The organism is Aliarcobacter cibarius, from assembly GCF_013372265.1.
GTDB lineage: Bacteria > Campylobacterota > Campylobacteria > Campylobacterales > Arcobacteraceae > Aliarcobacter > Aliarcobacter cibarius.
The window spans coordinates 1,303,043-1,323,326 of sequence record NZ_CP054051.1 but is presented as its reverse complement, the minus strand read 5'-3'; the positions used below and the strand labels follow the sequence as shown (position 1 = coordinate 1,323,326).

The window sequence follows — 20,284 nt, the reverse complement described above, 5'->3', positions numbered from 1 at the left end:
ATTATTTATCCAAATGATATGCGTCGTGTAGTGCTCTTACAGCTAATTCAGCATATTTTTCATCTATAATCATAGAAATTTTAATTTCGCTTGTAGAGATTATTCTTATATTTATATTTTCATTTGCTAATGCTGTAAATGCTTTTGAAGCAACTCCTGTATGAGATTTCATACCAACACCAACTATTGAAACTTTACAAATAGCTTCATTGTAATCAATATTTTTTGCTTCAGCAGTAAATTGAGTCATAACTCTTTTACAAATCTCTAAATCAGTTGTAGGAATTGTAAAATCTAAATCAGTTGTTCCATCAAGTCCTCTTGTTTGAACAATCATATCAACATTTATATTTGCATCAGCAAGTGCTGTAAAAATTGCACTAGCAACTCCTGGTCTATCAATTACTCCATACATTCCAACTCTAACTTGATTTTTATCTAAAGCTATTCCACTTACTATTGGTTTTTCCATAATTTCCTCTTCGTTTGTAATTAATGTTCCCTCTACATCAGGTGTAAAGCTACTTCTTGATACTAAATTTACATTTAACTTTTTTGCCATCTCAACAGATCTATTTTGTAAAACTTTTGCACCTAAACTAGCAAGTTCTAACATTTCGTCATAAGAGATTTTTTCTAATTTTTTAGCTTTTGGTTCAATTCTTGGGTCTGTTGTATAAATACCATCAACATCAGTGTAAATTTCACAAACATCAGCCTTTATAGCTCCTGCAATAGCAACAGCAGATAAATCACTTCCACCTCTACCTAATGTTGTAACTCTAGAACCTTCAAGCGTTACTCCTTGGAATCCAGCAACAATAATAATGTTACCTTCTTTTAAGGCTTTTTGCATATTTGATGTATCAATTTTTTCTATTCTAGCTTTTGTATGAGAATTATCTGTTAAAATTCCAGCTTCTCTTCCACTCATAGAAATAGCCTTATAACCCATATTATTCAATGCAATTGATAAAAGTGCTGAAGTTACTCTTTCTCCAGCGCTTAAAAGCATATCCATCTCTTTTGGTTCAGGAGTTTTAGTATAGTATTCAGCATACTCGATTAATTTATTTGTTTCGCCACTCATAGCTGAAACAATAGCAATTACATCATGACCTTCATCTCTTATTTTTTTAATGATATTTGCAACATTTTGAATTCTATCTAATGCTCCAACACTTGTTCCACCGAATTTAAGTACTTTTAACATCTATTTTTCTTTCCTTTTTAAATATAACCTTCACTTTTAAAATATTTTAGAACTTGTTTATAAACAGTTCTTTTGAAGAAAGTTATATAATCGTAAATCTCTCTTGTAGGTACAAATTTATATTCACTAAATTCAGGAATTTCAGTGTTTATATTTATTTTTGCGCCTTTTTTTAGTTTCACTAAATAGTATTTTTGTTTTTGTCCATCATAAGGGTACATTTTTTGAGCAATTACTGGAGGAAATTCATAAGAAACCCAAGTTGGATATTCTGCAATTATTTCAACATCTTTTGTACCAATTTCTTCTTCAAGCTCTCTAAATAATGCTTCTTTAGTACTTTCCCCTTCGTCTATTCCACCTTGTGGGAATTGCCAAGCATTAGTTATATCAGTTCTTGAAGCTATGAAAATTTCACACTTAGCTGGATATTTAGATGATAATATAATAGCTGCAACATTTGGTCTAAAATTCTTTTTCTCTTTTTTAATAATCTCTTCTTTATCAGTCATAAATATACTTTTCCTTATAATTAGGGAGATATTTTAATAAATATAGGATTAAAAATTGCTTTTATACATACACATACCTTTTTGCGATAGCAAATGTTTCTATTGTGCTTTTAACTCATATACAACTAAATTTAAGTTAAAAGATGACTATATGGAGGCACTAAAAAAGCAATTAGCTAATAATTTAAAAAGACATTTAATAAATACAAATAAAAAAATCGAAACTGTTTTTATTGGTGGGGGAACTCCTTCTACTATAAAAGCTTCAAGCTACAAAGAGCTTTTTGATTTAATAAAACCGTATTTAATTGAAAATGCTGAAATTACAACTGAAGCGAATCCAAATTCAGCAACTCTTTCTTGGCAACAAGAAATGTTTGATTTAGGAGTAAATCGTATTAGTTTTGGAGTTCAAAGTTTTGATGAAAAAAAACTCAAATTTCTTGGACGTGCTCATAGTAGTCAAAGTGCTATTGAAGCTGTAAATAATGCTAAAAAAGTAGGATTCAAAAAAATCAATTGCGATATCATATATGGTGTTGTAAATGATAGTTTTGAAACTTTAAAAAAAGATTTTGATATAGTAAAAGATCTAGGAATAAATCATATTAGTGCATATTCTTTAATAATAGAAGAAAATACAAAATTCTTTTTGGATGAAAAATCTTTGAAAAAAGAGAAAAAAAGTTTAAAAATAGATGATGAAGATCTTAGTTATGAAATTTTTGATTATTTAGCAAAATTAGGTTTCAAACAATATGAAATAGCAAATTTTGCAACAAGCGAAGAGTTTGAATCAAAGCATAATTACGGTTATTGGAAACATAGAGAATATTTGGGTGTTGGCGCAGGAGCTGTTGCTTGTATAAATAATACAAGAGAATATAGTGAAAAAAACATTGAAAAATATATAGAAAATCCACTTTCAGTTGAAAAAGAGGAGTTAAGTCTTGAAGATATTAAGGCAGAGAAAGTTCTATTAGGATTTAGATGTAAATTTGGAGTAGAAATAGAACTTTTAAATAAAAATGAATTAAAAAGAGCAGAAGATTTAATTACTGAAAAAAAATTAGAGTTAAAAGATAATAGAATTTTTAACAATAATTATTTATTAGCTGATGAATTAGCATTATATATTTTAGATTAAGGAATAAAATTGACAATAAAAGAGTGTGTAAGAAAATACACAAATGATTTAAAATTAGTAACTCATATTCCTGCAAAGGAAGTTGAAATACTAATAATGTATTTACTTGATAAAAATCCGATTTGGTTACATTTAAATTATAACAAAGAGTTTGAAAAAGAGTTTGAGCTTAAAAAATTAGTTTTAAAAAGAGCTACAAATTATCCTTTAGAATATATTACAAAAAGAGCTTCTTTTTATGGAGAACAATTTATTGTAAATGAAGGTGTTTTGATACCAAGACCTGAAACTGAAATTTTGGTTGAAAATGCTTTTAATATTTTAAAAGAACAAAAAGATAAAAAATTGATTCTTGAAATTGGAACAGGAAGTGGTATTATATCTGTAATGTTAGCTGTTTTATTAAAAAATATAAAAATAATTGCAGTTGATATAAATGAAAAAGCTTTAGAATTAGCCAAACAAAATGCAATAAAATTTGGTGTTCTTGAAAGAATTGATTTTAGATATAGTAATTTATTTGAAAATGTAATAGAAGATAATATTTTTATGGTAGTTTCAAATCCTCCATATATAAAAGATAGTTATGTTTTACCAAAAAACGTAGGATTTGAACCAAAAAATGCACTTTTTGGTGGAGTTATAGGTGATGAGTTATTAAAGGATATTATAAAAAGTACTGAAGAGAAAAATATACCTTATCTATTGTGTGAAATGGGGTATGACCAGAAAAATAGCTTAGAAGAGTATTTTAAAGAGTTTAATGTAGAATTTTACTCTTTTTATAAAGATTATGAAAATTTCGATAGAGGATTTACTCTAAAATTTAAAAAATAAAAAGGAATAAAATGTTTTGTGAATTTAATTTAGAAAATTTAGAAAATTCTAGTGTAGAACTAGAAAAGATTTTAGAACAAAGTAGAGAAGAGATCAAAAATCTTTTGGCTATTGAAAATAAAACTTATAAAAATTTTGTATTACCATTTCAAGAAATAGGGGAGAGAATAAACGAATTTATTACTCCTATTTTTCATATTGATTCAGTAAAAAATTCTGAAATCACTTCAAAAGTTTACGAAGAGTGCTTACCAATTATTTCTAAATATGAAAGTGAAATAAGTCAAAATGAAAATATATATAGTGCTTTAAAATATATACAATATAATGAAAATAATACTTTAAATAGTATACAAAAAAAAGTGCTAGAAAATGAAATAAGAGATTTTGAATTATCTGGTTGTAATTTAGAAAAAGAGAAGAAACAAAGATTAGAAGAGTTAGATTTACAGTTAAGTGAGTTATCTCATAAATTTTCACAAAATTTATTAAAAGCCACTAACTCTTATTCATTGATTATTGAAAATTTTGAAGATGTAAAAGGTATACCTGATTCAGATTTAGAATTAGCAAAATTTGTTGAAGATGGAAAGTCTAAATATAAATTTACTCTTCATATGCCTTCTTATATAGCATTTATGACATATTCAACATCTAGAGAAAAAAGAGAAGAGTTGTACAAGGCCTATACAACAAGAGCTCCAGAAAACGGAAAAATAATTGAAGAACTTTTAAAATTAAAAGAAGAAAAAGTAAAAATATTAGGTTTTTCTAATTTTGCTCAATATTCACTTGCTACAAAAATGGCAAAAAGTGAAGATGAAGTTATAAAATTTTTAGAAGAACTTGGAAATAAAGCAAAGCCTAAAGCTATAAAAGAGTTTGAAGAAATAAAAGAGTTAGCATTAAAAGATGGTATAAATGATTTTAGAGCAAGTGATATAGCTTTTTATAGTGAAAAATTAAAAAAAGCCCAATATGATTTAGATGAAGAGTACTATAGACCTTATTTTGAGCAAAATTCAGTTCTTAATGGGTTCTTTGAATTTTTGTATAAAATGTTTAATATTAAATTCACAAAAGTTGAATCTAAAGCTTGGGATGAAAAAGTTCAAGTATATAATATAAGTGAAAATAATCAAATCATTGCTAGAATTTATATAGATTTAGAGTCAAGAAGTGATAAAAGAGGTGGTGCTTGGATGAATAACTGGCATTCATATTACAGAACATCTGATGATAAAATAAAACTTCCAACAGCTTATATAGTAGGTAATTTCCCTCAATCAACAAAAGATATTCCATCATTATTAAGACATAGTGATGTTGTTACACTTTTCCATGAAATGGGTCATGCATTGCACCATTTATTAAGTAAAGTTGATGAGCCTTTTGTTAGTGGAATATCTGGAGTTGCTTGGGATGTAGTTGAGTTCCCATCACAATTTTTAGAATATTTTTCATATGATAAAGATGTTTTAAAACTATTTGCAAAACATTATAAAACTGGTGAAGTGTTAGATGATGAAGCTATAAATAGATTAATTAAAGCTAGAAATTTTCAATCTTCAATGGCAACAGTAAGACAAATAGAGTTTGCATTGTTTGATTTTAAACTATATCAAGAGTTATACAAAAAAGAAGAACAAATCCAAAAATTACTCGACGAGGTACGTGAAAAATTTGCAGTTATAATTCCACCATCATATAATAAATTCCAAAATGGTTTTTCTCATATTTTTGCTGGAGGATATAGTGCAGGATATTACTCTTATAAATGGGCTGAAGTATTAAGTGCAGATGCTTTTTATATGTTTATAGAAAGTGGAAATATTTTTAATCAAGAGCTAGGATTAAAGTATAAAGAGTGTGTATTAAGTAAAGGCGGTTCATATAATATGGATAAGCTTTTCTATAATTTTGCAAAAAGAGAACCAAAAGTTGATTCTTTATTAAAAATAGATGGAATAATTTAGCAAAAATTTGTAATAATACGATTTTAATTATATAACACATAAGGATTTAATAACTATGACAAATGCTGAGACAATTTCAAAACTAAATAACGCTTTACAAACATTAATCAAAGCATATGAAGAATTACAAGATAAAAATAATAATTTAAAAGAAAGAATTGCTGAACTTGAGGATGAAGTATTAAATCTTGAGTTAATAAAAGAAAGCTTAGAAAAAGATGTAGCTAGTTTTAAAACAAATACAGAGCAAGATAAAACAAATATTTATTCTATGCTTGGAAAAATTGAAGATATTTTAAATAAAAAAGATAGTAACTTAGATTTTGTTTCTCCTATTTCTAGAGTAGAAAAAGAAGAAGAAATAGTTAAAGAAGAAGTTCAAAATGAAAAAGAAGAGGGAGCTATAAGTGAAAGTGAAAACTTACTTAGCTCTTTTGAAAATGTTTTAAATAAAAAAGATGAACAAAAAGAAGATAATAAATTGGATTTAACAAGAATGTCTTCTTTGTTAAATGGATTTCATAACTAAAACTTGAAATGATTGTTTGTGTAAATAAAGAGAGTATTTACAGCCTTTTTGGAGTAGATGATTTTGTTTCACTAGAAACTGCTTTAGATAATATAGCACCATCTTTGTTAGATTATCATTTCAAGGATTTTTGTGATAATAGTGAAGAAGTTTCATTCTTTAATAAAAGGGAGGTTGAAAACAGCTTTTCACAAGGTAGTTATACTCTTTTTTTAGATTATAATGAAAATCTTTTTTTAGAAATAGATGATTTAGAAGTAGATGACTCTACTTCGTCATTCTGGTAATAAAGTTAAAATAAGTATGACAAAAACAAAAATTTAGTTTTTCAGTAACTTTTAGCTATTATCCAATAAACTTAATAAAACTTTTGGATATAAAAATGATCGTAAAAATTGACCTTTCAAATGATAATTCATATAAAATTTATATAGAAAAACTACAAGCTTTAAGCTTTGATAGAAAAGTTGTTGTTGTAACAAATCCAACTATTGCTGGTTTTCATTTAGAATATTTAAAATCAAAAATAACTGCTAAAGAACTTAGTTTTTGTACTATTCCTGATGGAGAAGAGTATAAAAATATGAAAACTTTAGAGATGATTTTAGAATCTTGCTTTGAAGCAAAACTTGATAGAAAATCTCTTTTAGTAGCTTTTGGTGGAGGAGTTATTGGTGATATGACTGGTTTTGCTGCTTCAATATATCAAAGAGGTATAGATTTTATTCAAATTCCAACTACTCTTTTATCTCAAGTTGACGCAAGTGTTGGTGGAAAAACAGGAATAAACAATAAATTTGGTAAAAATTTAGTAGGAAGTTTTCATCAACCAAAAGCTGTTTATATTGATTCGAATTTTTTAAAGACTTTACCAAAAAGAGAATTTGGTGCAGGGGTTGCAGAAGTTATAAAAATGGCTGTTTGTTTTAATAGTGATTTTTTTGATTGGCTTGAAAAAAATGATTTAAGAGATGAAAAAAATATAGATATTGCAATACAAAAATCAGTTGAAACTAAAGCTTATGTAGTAAGTATTGATGAAAAAGAACAAGGATTAAGGGCTGCTTTAAATTATGGGCATACTTTTGGACATGTTATAGAAAATCTTACAAACTATAAAACTTATCTTCATGGTGAAGCTGTTGGAATTGGAATGTGCATGGCAAACGCTTTAGCTGTTAAATTAGGATTAATGACAAAAGAGCAAGAGCAAAGGGTAGAAAATTTACTAAAAAAATATGATATTCCAACAACTTATAAAATAGAAGATGTTGAAGACTTTTATGAACATTTCTTTTTAGATAAAAAATCTAGTAATAGTAAAATTAAATTTATTTTACCTGTTGGAATTGGTGATTGTAAAATTACTGATGAAATAAAAAAAGATGATGTCTGTGAAATTTTAAAAGGATTTTAATTGAAAAAAATTTTACTCTTAATACTTGCTAGTTTTTTATTTTTAAATGCTGCTAATAAAGTTGAAAAAACTACTGAAAAAAATGTAGAACAAACCACTAAAGAAGATACTAGTTTAGCAGAAAGTGATATTGAAATAGAAAATATGGTGGAAGCAAATATCTTAAATGAAAAAATTAGTAAAATTGAACTCTCTTTGAAAGATAATATTTTATTAAAAAGATATTCAAATTATCTATCTTATGGAAAAATATCTGCAGAACTTGATAATTTAAAAGATAGTTTAAAAAGAAAAAATAATTTAAGTGAAGAAGAGAGTTTTCAACTTTCAAATAAAATAAGAGTAAAAGAAAATGAACTAGAGTTAATAGCAGAATATAAAGGTTCGGCTATTGGTTCATTAATGAATCCTCCAGAAATAGAAAAAGTTGAAAATATTACAAATCCATTTGGAATAATAAATGCTTTATCAAATGTAAAAAAATTGGAAACTAATAAAAAACAATTTGCAAATGTTGAAATTGATATAAGTTCTTTAACTGATAAATTAGAAGAAGAATTGATTAATTACATGAAATTATATGAACTTGATCCAAAACCTGAATATAAAGAAAAAATTACATATCTTGAAAAGCAGAAAAAAGATTTTGAAATAGTATTAGACATAGTAAGTACAACTCAAGAAGTTTACAGTAAAAAAATTGAACAAGTAATTTTAGATATGAAAAATCAAATCACACAACAAGTTCAAAAAATGCTTGCTATTTTTGTAATAATAATTATTATGTTAGCTGTTTCATTTTTAGTTAAATTAGCTTTGAAAAAATATTTTTCACAAAATGAAAACTACTATATGGTAAATAAAATTATCAATTTTACTCTAGTATTTTTGATTCTAATGGTTCTTCTTTTCTCATATATTGATAATGTTTCATATCTAGTAACAATTCTTGGATTTGCTTCTGCTGGTATTGCTATTGCTTTAAAAGATTGGTTTATGTCTTTATTTGGTTGGATGGTTATAGTTACTTCAGGATCTATTCAAGTTGGAGATAGGATAAGAGTTACAAAAGGTGATGTTGAAACTGTTGGAGATGTTTTAGATATATCATTATTTAAAATTACAATAAAAGAAGACGTAACTATGGTTAGTTACTTAAAAAATAGAAGAGCAGGAAGAATATTTTTTGTTCCAAATAACTATATTTTCTCTGAACTTATTGCAAATTATAGTCACTCTGAGTTAAAAACTGTTTGGGATGGAATTGATATCACTTTAACTTTTGATTCAAACTTTAAGAAGGCACAAAAAATAATTAGGGATATTCTAAAACATTATTCTAAAGGTTATAGTGATATTACAAGAAAACAGTTATCAAAAATGAGAAATAAATATCAATTAAGAGCAACTGGTGTTGAACCAAGAGTATTTACTTTAATTGAAAAATATGGTGTTGTTGTATCAGGTTGGTATCTTACAAATTCATTTGCAGCTTTAGTTTTAAGAAGTACAATTTGTGCTGAAATAGTTGAAGCTTTAATGAAAGAAGATGATATTCACATAGCTTATCCAACGCAACAAATAAATATAAATAAAACTTCAAATGCTTATGGACCTTCAAGAAAAATGATGAAAGAAGATATAGATGATATTGAAGATATTATTACAAAAAGACAGGAAATTTTTTAATGAATTTTAGTACAGAAAAACCAAAAGTATTTTTTAAAACTTTTGGTTGTAGAACAAATATTTTTGATACTCAAGTTATGATTAGTAATCTAAAAGATTTTGAAGTAACTCAAAATGAAAAAGAAGCATCTATTGTAATAATTAATTCTTGTACTGTAACAAATAGTGCTGATACAACAGCAAGAAGCTACATAAATGGTTTAAAAAAACTTTCAAATAATCCAAAGGTGATTTTTACAGGTTGTGGAACTAGAACAAAAGGTGAAAAATTATTTACAGAAGATAAAATTGATGGACTTTTTGGTTCAAGTGAAAAAGAAAATATAAATGAGCTTTTAAAAATAGATGATAAATTTTTTAAATTAGGTGATTTAAAATCACTTGATAAAACAGTTGTTGAAGAGTTTGTTGGTAAAAGTAGGGCATTTATAAAAATTCAAGAAGGTTGTGACTTTAGATGCTCATATTGTATTATTCCTTATGTTAGGGGTGATGCTAGAAGTTATGAAGAAAATGTAATTTTAAATCAAGTAGAAACTCTTGCAGAAAATGGATTTAGTGAATTTATTTTAACAGGTACAAATGTAGGAAGTTATGGTAAAAAAATGCATACTTCTTTGGCAAAACTTTTAAAAAAAATGGCTTTAATAAAAGGTGTAAAAAGAATAAGAATGGGAAGTATAGAACCTATTCAAATTGATGATGAATTTAAAGAACTGATAAATGAACCTTTTATGGCAAAACATCTTCATATTGCATTACAACATACATCAAAAGAGATGTTAAAAATCATGAATAGAAGAAATAAAGTTTTAAGTGATTTAGAACTTTTTGAATTTTTAAGTTCAAATGGTTATGCTTTAGGTACAGATTTTATTGTAGGTCATCCTGGAGAAACTCCTGAAATATGGGAAGAAGCTATGAAAAATCTACATAACTTTCCTTTAACACACATACATGCTTTTACATATTCAAAAAGAGATGGAACACCAAGTGCAACTATGAAAGATATTATAAAAGGTGACATAGCAAAAGATAGGTATATAGAGCTTGTAGAAATAATCAAACAAAAAAATTATGAATTTAGAAAAAACAATCAAGTTTCTCTTGAAGTATTGGTTGAACAAGAAAAAAATGGAAAATATTTAGGTTTTGATCAATTTTTTAATCAAGTTGAAATAAGCTCAGATGAAGATTTAGTTGGAGATTGGTTAATTTTAGATGATTATAAAATAGGAACAACAAAAAATGAAGCAAGATTTAAATAGTAGAAATATTGATAAAAATTTTAAGCTGATGATTATTTCAGCTTTAATTCTAGTTATTTTGTTTGTTTACACAATCTATAAAAGCAAAACTGTAATAGAAGGAACTACTTATTACTTAGGAATAGGTTTTTTATTTATTCTTTTAATTTTAGCTTTTATTTTAAAGTTAAAACAAGAAAAAATAAGAAAGTTTATTAATAAAGAGGGTTTTAATACTTTTGATGATGAATTATCAAAAACGACATCTGCAAAAAGCTCAAAAAAAGATTTAGATTCAACAATTTCTCCTGTAAAGTCAAATATAACTTTTAAAGATGTTGCTGGAATTAAAGAGATAAAAGAAGAGTTAGAGGAAATTGTAGAATTTTTAAATAATCCTTCTAAATTCCAAAAATTTAAAGTTAAACTTCCAAAAGGTGTTCTTTTAGTAGGACCTCCAGGTGTTGGTAAAACACTTATCGCAAGAGCTGTTGCTGGTGAAGCACAGGTTCCATTTTTTTATCAAAGTGGTGCTAGTTTTGTTCATATTTATGTTGGTATGGGTGCAAAAAAAGTAAGAGAACTTTTCAATAGTGCAAAATTAAGTGCTCCTTCAATAATTTTCATAGATGAAATTGATGCTATTGGAAAAAGTAGAAGTGGAAAATCAAATGATGAAAGAGAATCAACTTTAAATGAACTTTTAACTCAAATGGATGGATTTGAAGGTGATAGTGGAGTTATTGTAATGGCTGCAACAAACAAAATTGAAATTCTTGATGATGCTCTTTTAAGAGCTGGAAGATTTGATAGAAGATTACATGTTGGATTACCAAATATTGATGATAGAAAAAAAATTTTAGAATTATATTTGAAAGATGTTAATTATGAAATTAATATAGAAAAATTAGCTTTAAGTACAGCAGGATTTAACTCAGCAAGTTTATCAACACTTGTAAATGAGTCGCTTTTATATATGATAAAAAGTGGAAAAAATATATTAGATGAAAGTGATATTGAAATTGCAAAAAATAAACTGGAATTTGGTAAAAAACAATTAAAAATTTTAGATAGTGATCAAAAAGAAATTTTAGCAATTTATCAAACCTGTAAAGCTTATATTTCAAAATCAAAAGTAAATCTTTTAGATGAAGGCGTAAATAAAATAAATAATGTATTTCTATCTTATAATGAAATGCTAGAAAATATAAAAAGAGAATTAGCTGGAAGTGTTGGTCTTGAATTGATTAAAAAAGAAAAATTTGCAATAGGTGAAGATGCTATAAAAAGAGCAGAAGATATTGCAATAGAAATGGTGAACAAATATAAAATGGCGGCTAGTATTGATGAAATTATATTTAGTGTAAAGGAGAGTTTAAAACTTGAATTTATGCAAAATATTTCTGAAATTGATAGACTAAAAGAAATTATGATTAAAAATGAGGTTATAAATAAAGATGACTTCTGAAAATTTTTTTAGTGGTTTTTGTTTTAAAAATGAATCAAAATTGTTCGATGAATATTTAGAGAGAAATGATTTTACTATTAGTGGTTTTTCATACGGTGCTATAAAAGCTTTTGAAAAAGCAATAAATTGTGAAACTAGAATTGATAAATTACAACTTTTATCTCCAGCATTTTTTCAAAATAAAGATGAGAAATTCAAAAAAATGCAGTTAATGTTTTTTAAAAAAGATGAAGAACAATATATAAAAAACTTTTTAGAAAATGTAAAATCTCCTTTTTATAAAGATGTAGAAAAGTATTTTTCAAAAGGAAGTATAGAAGAATTAAAAGAACTTCTAAATTTTATTTGGAATAAAGAGGAACTAAAAAAATTAGTTTCAAAAGGTATAAAAATAGAAGTTTTTCTTGGTGAAAAAGATTTAATAATTGATTCAAATGAGGCAAAAGAATTTTTTAAAGATTTTGCCACAGTTTATTATTTTAAGGATAAAGGACATTTATTATGATAGCAAAAATTGGTATTGTAACAACAAGTGATAGAGCTAGTGCTGGAATTTATGAAGATTTGTCAGGCAAAGCTATAATTGATACATTAAATGATTATTTAAAATCTCCTTGGGAGAGTGTTTATAGATGTATTAGTGATGATAGAGATACTATTGAAAATACATTAAAAGATTTAATTGATAATGAAGAATGCTGTTTAGTTGTGACAACAGGAGGAACTGGACCAGCTATTAGAGATGTAACCCCAGAAGCTACAGAAGCAGTTTGTGATAGAATGATGCCAGGATTTGGTGAACTTATGAGAAGTGTGAGTTTACAATATGTTCCAACTGCAATTTTATCAAGACAAACTGCAGGTCTTAGAGGAACTAGTTTAATAGTAAATCTTCCAGGAAAGCCAAAATCAATAAGAGAGTGCCTTGATGCAGTTTTTCCTGCTATTCCATACTGTATAGATCTAATTGAAGGTCCATTTTTAGAAACAAACGAAGAAGTAATTAAAGCATTTAGACCAAAAAAGTAAGCTTTTGAATTTAAAAGTTGGTATGAAATATACCAACTTTTACTATTTTAAAATATCTAAAATTTCCCTTGTATCTCCATAAATTCTGAAAATCTTATTTTCAACTTGATAAACTTCAGTATTTTTTATTCTTGGATATTTTCCTGTAACAATTATTCCGTTACTTAAAATACTAGAATCTACAACTTGTCCTTTTGCAATTTTTTTCTCCCAACCTGGAGGAAGAGTTCCACCATTTTCTAATTTCTTTTGAAGACCTTGAGGAATATCTTTTTGTTTTTCATATTTTACTTTTTTATCATCATAATAATCTTGATTTTTATCATAGTGATTATGATATTTATCTTGTTTATCCTTATTACCTCTTTCTTCATCATTTTGCTTTGCATAAAGAGATGAGCCTAACAAACAAACCGTTACAAATGAAACAACTACTTTTTTGTTTAACATAAACAACCTCCATTTTATTTTATAAATTGTACTATAAAATAGTATATAAATAGTGATTTTAACTAATTCACTATTTTCATAAAAATATCAAGCCCTTTAAGATATAATCCACCTCATGGAAAAATTAATTAAAAAACTAGACTTAAATGACTATATAACAAGCTTTTCTAAGCTTTTTTCGAGAGAGAAATCTATAATTCTTGAAGGTGATATAAATATACATTATAAAATAATTAGTGAACTTTCAAATTATAATTTTAATCCTCCAAAAAATACAATAAATCTTGATTCACAGCTAATGCATATACAAAAACAAGGGGTTTTGAAAGTATATGAAATCTATGAATTCGTAAAAATAATAAATTATTTTTTATATCTTAAAAGATTCAACTTTGAAGGTAAACTTCTTGAATGGATGGAAAAAATAGTAATTCCAAATGATATTATAAAAATTTGTGATTATTTTGATGAAAATTCAAAGTTAAAATCTGGAATAAGTGAAGATTATGACAATATTAAAGAATCAATAAGTAGAAATAAAGAAGAGACAAAACAAAGCCTTTATAAACTTGTAAATTCTTCAAAGTTAAAACCTTATTTAGTAGATATGCAAGTTCATTATATAAATCAAGAAGAGTGTTTATTAGTAAGAGGCGGTTTTAATCATGCATTAAATGGTAGTGTTATTGATAGATCAAATACAGGTTTTTTCTATGTTGTACCTCATAGTATTAGTGAATTAAAACAAAAAAGAAGTGATTTAGAGAATAAGCAAGAAGAAGTTTTATATAAAATTTGTAAAGAAGTTTGTTCTATTTTTGAGAAAAATCTTCTATTTTTAAAATTTATAAATAAAGAGTTTGATAAATTTGATCATTATCAAGCTAGAATATTTTTTGCCCAAATAGGAGATAAAAATTTTATTCTTCCTTCAAAAGATGGAATAAATAAATTAGTAGATTTTTCTCATCCTGCATTAACAAATGCAAAACCAATAACTGTTGACTTTTCAAAGAAAGTTATTATGTTAACTGGAGTTAATGCTGGTGGTAAAACTATGATGTTAAAATCAATTTTAAGTGCAATTTTTTTATCAAAATATTTACTTCCATATAATACGAATAAAAGTACAAAAGTTAGTAATTTTAAATCAATAAATGCTGTTTTAGATGATCCCCAAAGTGTAAAAAATGATATTTCAACATTTGCAGGAAGAATGCTTGAGTTCTCAAAATTTTTTGAACTTAAAAATGCAATAGTTGGAGTAGATGAAATAGAATTAGGAACAGATTCTGATGAAGCAGCAAGTCTTTTTAAAGTTATTATTGAAGATTTAATAAAAAATGATATTAAAATAATAATTACAACTCACCATAAAAGGTTAGCAGCTCTTATGGCTTCTAATCCAGATGTTGAATTAATTGCAGCACTATATGATGAAGAAAATCAAAGACCAACATATGAATTCTTACAAGGAACAATTGGAAAATCTTATGCTTTTGAAACTGCATTAAGATATAAAATTCCAAAAGGAGTTGTTCAAAGAGCAAAAGAAGTTTATGGGGAAGATAAAGATAAGTTAAATGAGCTTATTGAAAGAAGTAGTGAACTTGAAAGAGAATATAAACAAAAAATTGCAAAATTGAATAGTGAAATTGAGAATTATCAAAGATTATCAAATAACTTAAAAGAGCAAAAAGAAGAATTAGATACTCATATTTTAAAAGAGAAATCGAAACTTCACAAAGAGTATAAAGATGCAAGAGAAGAAGCAAAAAAAGCTATAAAAACAAAACTTATTGAAGATTCTCACAGACATTTAAATATATCGCACAAACTTGCAAGTCAAATAGAAGTTGAAAAAGTTGAAGATGAAACTTTGGCATTAGAGTTAAAAGTAGGGGACAGAGTAAAATATAGAAATACAAAAGGAAATATTTTATCAATAAAAGGTTCTAAGGCATTTATACAAAATGATGAAGGATTTAAAATGCAAGTTCTTTTAACAGATTTAAGAAGAAGTGGAAATCCTCCTCCAAAGCCAAAGAAAAAGGTTAGTGTAAATATAACAAAACCACAAAGTGGGGATATAAAACTTGATCTTCATGGGCAAAGAGTTGAAGAAGCTATGGAAAATCTAGATAAATTTTTAAGTGATGCTTTACTTGCTGGATTTGAAGAAGTTTTAGTTTACCATGGAATAGGAGCTGGAAAATTAGCACAAGCTACTAAAGAATTTTTAAAAAAGCATCCAAAAGTAAAAGGTTTTGAAGACGCTCATCCAAGTAGTGGTGGATTTGGAGCAAAAGTTGTAAAACTTTAAAATTAAGAGAGTTTGTAATCTCTCTTAATTTTATTTAATTTGTTCAATATTTAAATCAATATTTTGAGATGATTTTTTTATCTCATTTAATATAATTATCTGTTTTGGATTTATACTTTTTTCTTTGATTAAATAATCTTTAATATTTTGAGCTCTTTGATTTGCAAATTTCTCTTTTTCTTCTTTTTCATTAAATGAAGGAGCAAATTTAATTGCTATCTCTTCTTTTTTACTTAAAATTAGAGCAATTTTATCCAAAGTTTCTTTTTGTATTGGAGTTACTTCACTCTCTTTTAACTCAAAATTTACACTTTTTATCTCATCCTCACTAAAATTAAATAAGCTTCCAATCAATGAGAATGGTGATGTTATAGCCTTTGTAATTAAGTTTACAAAAGCCTTCCAAACAATAGAACCAATAGAAAACTGAGGATCATCAACATTTCCAGAAACAGGAAGATTTATATCAATAACATTTGAACTATTCTCTAATAAAGTAATAGCTAAATCAAGAGGTAATGATATAGCATCTGGACTCTCTACTTTTTCTCCTAATTCTAATTTTTTAATTATAATACTGTTTTTAGCTTTTAAATTAGAATCACTAATATTATAATTTAAATCTAATTCTAATTTACCATCTTTTATAGTTCTACCAACAAATTTTGCTGTATAAGGAGTAAAACTTTTCATAGCTATATTTTGGAATTTCATATTTACATCTGTTAATATTTTTAAACTATTTGGATTTACCAAACCAGTTATTTTTGCCACTCCATATTGGTCAACTTCACCTTTTATTTCAAGCTGAGACACACTTTGCTCTTTATTTTTTATCTCAGAAATTTCACCATTTAATTTTGAAACAGTTGTTTTAAATGGAATTGGAAGATTTTTATCTTCAAAATCAAGAGTAAGATTTTTTATATTTACTGGACCTAGATTTAATCTAAATTTATTTTCATTAGAATTTATATCTTTATTATTTTCAGTTGTTTGAGAAACTACTTTTTCTTCTTTTTTATCTTCATTATTAGTTACATTTTCATTTTTTGGTAAAGTTATAGAAATATAAGGATTTACAAGATCTGTTTTTTCTATTCTAAAAAAATTCTCTTTAGATACCAATTTTTTTAAATTTAAATTTATATTTTTTGTATCAATTTTTAGGTTTGTTTGAGTATTTAAAATACCTAAATTTGGTTCTACCAACTTGATTGAATTGAAAGATATATTTCCTTTATTAAATTTAAATTTATTTACATCTAAAGATAAATTTTTAGCATCAACTTTTAGATTATTTTTGTTGTCTAAAAGATTTATTGTTGGTTTAGCTAATTTCAAATTTCCTAAAGTAATATTTGAGTCTTTAGTAATTAATAAATCTTTAGAATTTATATTTATATTTTTTGTATCAACTGATAATTTATTTGTTAAATCTTCAAAATGAAGTTTTAAATTCTTTAATACAATGTTTTTTAGATTTATACTATTTTTTTCATCTATTAAAAAATTACTTATCAATACATTTAAATTAGAACTATCAATTTTTAATTTATTTTTATTATCTTTAAAATTTAAACTATTTAATTTTAGATCATTTGATTCAAAAGATATGTTTTTTGCAATTTCAAGATTTTTAAATGAGCTATCTAATTTTTTCGTATTAATATCTATATTTAATTTTTTTTCTTTAAAATCAAAATTATCTTTAATAAGATTAATATTTTCTATTTTCAAATCACCATTTACTACACTTAGATTATTTAAACTAAGATTTGTATTATTTGATTTCATATCTAAATTATTTTGTTTATCAATATAAGTAATATTTGGTGTTTTTAAATCTGCTTTATTTAAATATACACTAGAATCAACTATTTTTAAATCATTCGCATTTAAAACTATTGATTTAACATCAATTTTGCTATTTAATGAAATATTATCAAAGTTATAATTTGCATCTAGATTTATGTTTTTTATATTTATTTTCCAAGGTTTTGAAATTCCAGTATTTGTAACTATTTCGCTATTTTGTTCTTCTTTTTTTGAATTTATTAAATTTGCAAAATTAATTCCATTTTTATCCATAACCATATTTGCATTTAAATTATTGATATTTATTTCATCAAAATTGATATTTTGTTCTTTTAAATCAAAATCAAATTTCTTTATATCAAGTTTTTTAAAATTTGCAATTTTATTGTTTGATTGAATTAAATCTAGACTATTTATTTCTAAAAGTTCGCTATTTAAATTTAATAAAAATTCTTTTGAAGCATCAACATTATAATTTAATATAAGATTAATATTTGCTTCATCATTAACTGAAAAATTGAAAAAACTCTTATCAAAATCTAAAATATCTTTAACTTTTAAATCACTAATTTCAACTTTTCCATAGGCTTTAAATGGATTTATATTAAATGCACCTCTTATACTTACATCGGTAGTTTTATTTATTGTAAAACTTAGATTATTTGATGATAGAAAATTTTTATATGTACCTAAATCATAAATTGTGTAGTTTATATCTTTTAAATTTAAAATATAAGGTTCTTGATTTATATTACTTGTAAAATTAAAGTTTGTATTTTTTAAATCTAATTTTGCAACTAAAAAAGCAAGTTCTTTTGATGTGTTATCTTCTACTTTTGGCTCTTCTTTTTGATTACTCTCTTTTAAAAGTTGTGCCAAATTTATATTTCCATCTTTTGATTGAATTAAATTTACAAAAAGTTCATCAAGTAAAATATATTCTATTCTAAAATGTTTTTGGTCAATAGATTTTAGTATTCCAAGTCTGATTTCAAGCTCTTTAGCTTTTATAAGTTCTTGATTTTCTAAAGAAACAAGTTTAAAGTTATGAACTTTTAAATCAAAAGTTAAAGGATTAAACTCTATTTTTTCAATAGTTGCTTTTGCATTAAGATTTTCATCTAAATTTTTTGTAATTTGATCTTTTAAAATAAGGGGGAGAACAAAAAATCCAAATAAGATATACAAAAAAATTAATGATACAAACGTATATAAAAGTTTTTTTAGAATTCCCATAATAAGCCCCTTTTAAAATGATATTAATTATATCATTTTAAAATTAAAAGCTTAAAAAATATTTTTAATTATTTTAGATTATATGCAATTATTTTAACTATTTCAAAAACATTATTTATTGAATCTTTATATACAATCTCTTTTTTTGAATGGGGATATTTTATTGTAGGTCCAATAGAAGCTATTTTCAAATTTGGGAATTTTTCTTTAAAAATTGCACATTCTAAACCAGCATGAATTGCTCTTAGAGAAGCTTTACTATTTATATTTTTATAAATATTTAAAATAGTATCTGTAAAACTATTGATATCTGGATTCCAAGCAGGATATTTTCCATAAGTATTTACATTACAACCAATTTTTTCTAAATCTGATTTTGTACTATCTTTTAAATTTTTTAAATTTTCATTATTCATAGATCTGGCACTAAATTCAATAACAATTTCATCTATATTTGTTTTAATTAATGCAAGATTTATTGAATCTTGAACTACATTTAATTCTTTATTTAGTTCTCTTACACCATTTTTAAAAGAGTATAGATAATTTAAAAGAGTATCATCATAGATTGATAGATGTTCACTTTTAGTATCTATTTTTTCTATTTTCATATTATCAATTAATTTTTTAGGTTGTTTTTTAGTAGCAATTATAGCTTTTGCATTCGCAGGAATAGAGTTTATTCTTTCACCACCACTAATATCCAGTATTTTACCATCGCACCCTTTTATACTTTGTATTAAAAGTTTTATAGCATTTGGTATATTTTTATCAATATCAACACCGCTATGACCACCTGGTAAACTTGAAATAGAAATTTCATATAAATCTAAATTATCAATATTTGGAACAATTTTTTTGTTATTAAATATAGCTTTTATATCAACTCCACCTGCACAGCCTATACAAATTTCACCTTCTTCTTCACTATCAAGATTTAACATAAAATTAGCATTTATAGGAAGATTTAAACCATTTGCTCCAATTAATCCTATCTCTTCATCGCTTGTAAATAAAAATTCACCATCAAATCTCTCATACATTAAAGCAATCATATAAGAACAACCGATTCCATTATCTGCCCCTAAAGTCGAATCTTTTGCACTTAAACTATATTCATCTTCAATAATTTCTGGTACACAATTTTCTTTTAAACAAACAATGTCATAATGTGATTGAAATACTATTTTTGCATTACTATTTTCTTTTTTACATAAAATATTATGAACATCATCAACTAAACAGATATAACCTAGTTTTTGACTTAAATTTTGCATATAAGCTATAAATTCTGAGTGATTTCCTGAACATCTTTGAAGTTTTGTGATATCTTTAAATATATCTAAAATTGTTGGCATAGTTATCCTTTTGAAAATAATTATAAATTAAAAAA

Annotated in this window: 17 protein-coding genes; 12 read left to right on the top strand and 5 right to left on the bottom strand. The window is 25.2% G+C overall.

Annotated features, from left to right (window positions below; translation table 11 throughout):
• Window position 1 precedes the first annotated feature (1 nt).
• Window positions 2–1,213, bottom strand: a complete 1,212-nt coding sequence (locus ACBT_RS06565; protein WP_024774999.1) for an aspartate kinase — start codon at window positions 1,211–1,213, stop codon at window positions 2–4.
• A gap of 17 nt (window positions 1,214–1,230) precedes the next feature.
• On the bottom strand, window positions 1,231–1,725 hold the full coding sequence (locus ACBT_RS06560; RefSeq protein WP_034218518.1) for an RNA pyrophosphohydrolase: 495 nt from the start codon (window positions 1,723–1,725) through the stop codon (window positions 1,231–1,233).
• Between the two features lie 55 nt (window positions 1,726–1,780).
• On the opposite strand from ACBT_RS06560, the gene hemW reads away from it, so the two are divergent.
• The 11 genes from hemW (at window position 1,781) to mog (ending at window position 13,064) form a co-directional block, all read left to right on the top strand.
• Window positions 1,781–2,872 carry a radical SAM family heme chaperone HemW gene (hemW, locus tag ACBT_RS06555; RefSeq protein ID WP_024774997.1) on the top strand — a complete coding sequence of 364 codons (1,092 nt, stop codon included), beginning with the start codon at window positions 1,781–1,783 and terminating at the stop codon, window positions 2,870–2,872.
• Between the two features lie 9 nt (window positions 2,873–2,881).
• Window positions 2,882–3,709 carry a peptide chain release factor N(5)-glutamine methyltransferase gene (gene prmC / locus ACBT_RS06550; RefSeq protein ID WP_024774996.1) on the top strand — a complete coding sequence of 276 codons (828 nt, stop codon included), beginning with the start codon at window positions 2,882–2,884 and terminating at the stop codon, window positions 3,707–3,709.
• Between the two features lie 11 nt (window positions 3,710–3,720).
• The gene (locus ACBT_RS06545) at window positions 3,721–5,685 is read left to right on the top strand and encodes a M3 family metallopeptidase (RefSeq protein ID WP_024774995.1); all 1,965 of its coding nucleotides are present in this window, start codon (window positions 3,721–3,723) and stop codon (window positions 5,683–5,685) included.
• Window positions 5,686–5,740: 55 nt separating this feature from the next.
• A complete protein-coding gene (locus tag ACBT_RS06540; protein ID WP_024774994.1) occupies window positions 5,741–6,214 on the top strand; it encodes a hypothetical protein in 474 nt (157 codons plus the stop codon).
• An 8-nt stretch (window positions 6,215–6,222) separates the two neighbouring features.
• Window positions 6,223–6,501, top strand: a complete 279-nt coding sequence (locus ACBT_RS06535) for a hypothetical protein (RefSeq protein WP_024774993.1) — start codon at window positions 6,223–6,225, stop codon at window positions 6,499–6,501.
• A gap of 95 nt (window positions 6,502–6,596) precedes the next feature.
• Complete coding sequence (gene aroB / locus ACBT_RS06530) at window positions 6,597–7,631, top strand: 3-dehydroquinate synthase (protein WP_024774992.1); 1,035 nt, start codon at window positions 6,597–6,599, stop codon at window positions 7,629–7,631.
• Complete coding sequence (locus ACBT_RS06525) at window positions 7,632–9,320, top strand: mechanosensitive ion channel domain-containing protein (RefSeq protein WP_024774991.1); 1,689 nt, start codon at window positions 7,632–7,634, stop codon at window positions 9,318–9,320.
• Window positions 9,320–10,588, top strand: a complete 1,269-nt coding sequence (mtaB, locus tag ACBT_RS06520) for a tRNA (N(6)-L-threonylcarbamoyladenosine(37)-C(2))-methylthiotransferase MtaB (RefSeq protein ID WP_024774990.1) — start codon at window positions 9,320–9,322, stop codon at window positions 10,586–10,588. The genes ACBT_RS06525 and mtaB overlap by 1 nt, the downstream gene beginning before the upstream one ends.
• Window positions 10,569–12,035: an AAA family ATPase gene (locus tag ACBT_RS06515; protein WP_024774989.1), complete on the top strand. Its 1,467-nt coding sequence runs from the start codon at window positions 10,569–10,571 to the stop codon at window positions 12,033–12,035. Before mtaB ends, ACBT_RS06515 begins: the two co-directional genes overlap by 20 nt.
• Window positions 12,025–12,540, top strand: coding sequence for a pimelyl-ACP methyl ester esterase BioV (gene bioV, locus ACBT_RS06510; RefSeq protein WP_024774988.1), 516 nt, complete (start codon window positions 12,025–12,027; stop codon window positions 12,538–12,540). The genes ACBT_RS06515 and bioV overlap by 11 nt, the downstream gene beginning before the upstream one ends.
• Window positions 12,537–13,064: a molybdopterin adenylyltransferase gene (gene mog / locus ACBT_RS06505; RefSeq protein WP_024774987.1), complete on the top strand. Its 528-nt coding sequence runs from the start codon at window positions 12,537–12,539 to the stop codon at window positions 13,062–13,064. Before bioV ends, mog begins: the two co-directional genes overlap by 4 nt.
• A 42-nt stretch (window positions 13,065–13,106) precedes the next feature.
• Here mog and ACBT_RS06500 read toward each other — a convergent pair whose 3' ends face one another.
• Window positions 13,107–13,514: a hypothetical protein gene (locus tag ACBT_RS06500; protein ID WP_024774986.1), complete on the bottom strand. Its 408-nt coding sequence runs from the start codon at window positions 13,512–13,514 to the stop codon at window positions 13,107–13,109.
• A 115-nt stretch (window positions 13,515–13,629) separates the two neighbouring features.
• On the opposite strand from ACBT_RS06500, the gene ACBT_RS06495 reads away from it, so the two are divergent.
• Window positions 13,630–15,837, top strand: coding sequence for an endonuclease MutS2 (locus ACBT_RS06495; RefSeq protein WP_024774985.1), 2,208 nt, complete (start codon window positions 13,630–13,632; stop codon window positions 15,835–15,837).
• A gap of 30 nt (window positions 15,838–15,867) precedes the next feature.
• Here ACBT_RS06495 and ACBT_RS06490 read toward each other — a convergent pair whose 3' ends face one another.
• Together ACBT_RS06490 and ACBT_RS06485 are read right to left on the bottom strand one after the other, a co-directional pair.
• Window positions 15,868–18,891, bottom strand: coding sequence for a DUF748 domain-containing protein (locus ACBT_RS06490; protein WP_024774984.1), 3,024 nt, complete (start codon window positions 18,889–18,891; stop codon window positions 15,868–15,870).
• A 68-nt stretch (window positions 18,892–18,959) separates the two neighbouring features.
• Window positions 18,960–20,249, bottom strand: a complete 1,290-nt coding sequence (locus ACBT_RS06485; RefSeq protein ID WP_024774983.1) for a zinc-binding metallopeptidase family protein — start codon at window positions 20,247–20,249, stop codon at window positions 18,960–18,962.
• Window positions 20,250–20,284: the final 35 nt, after the last annotated feature.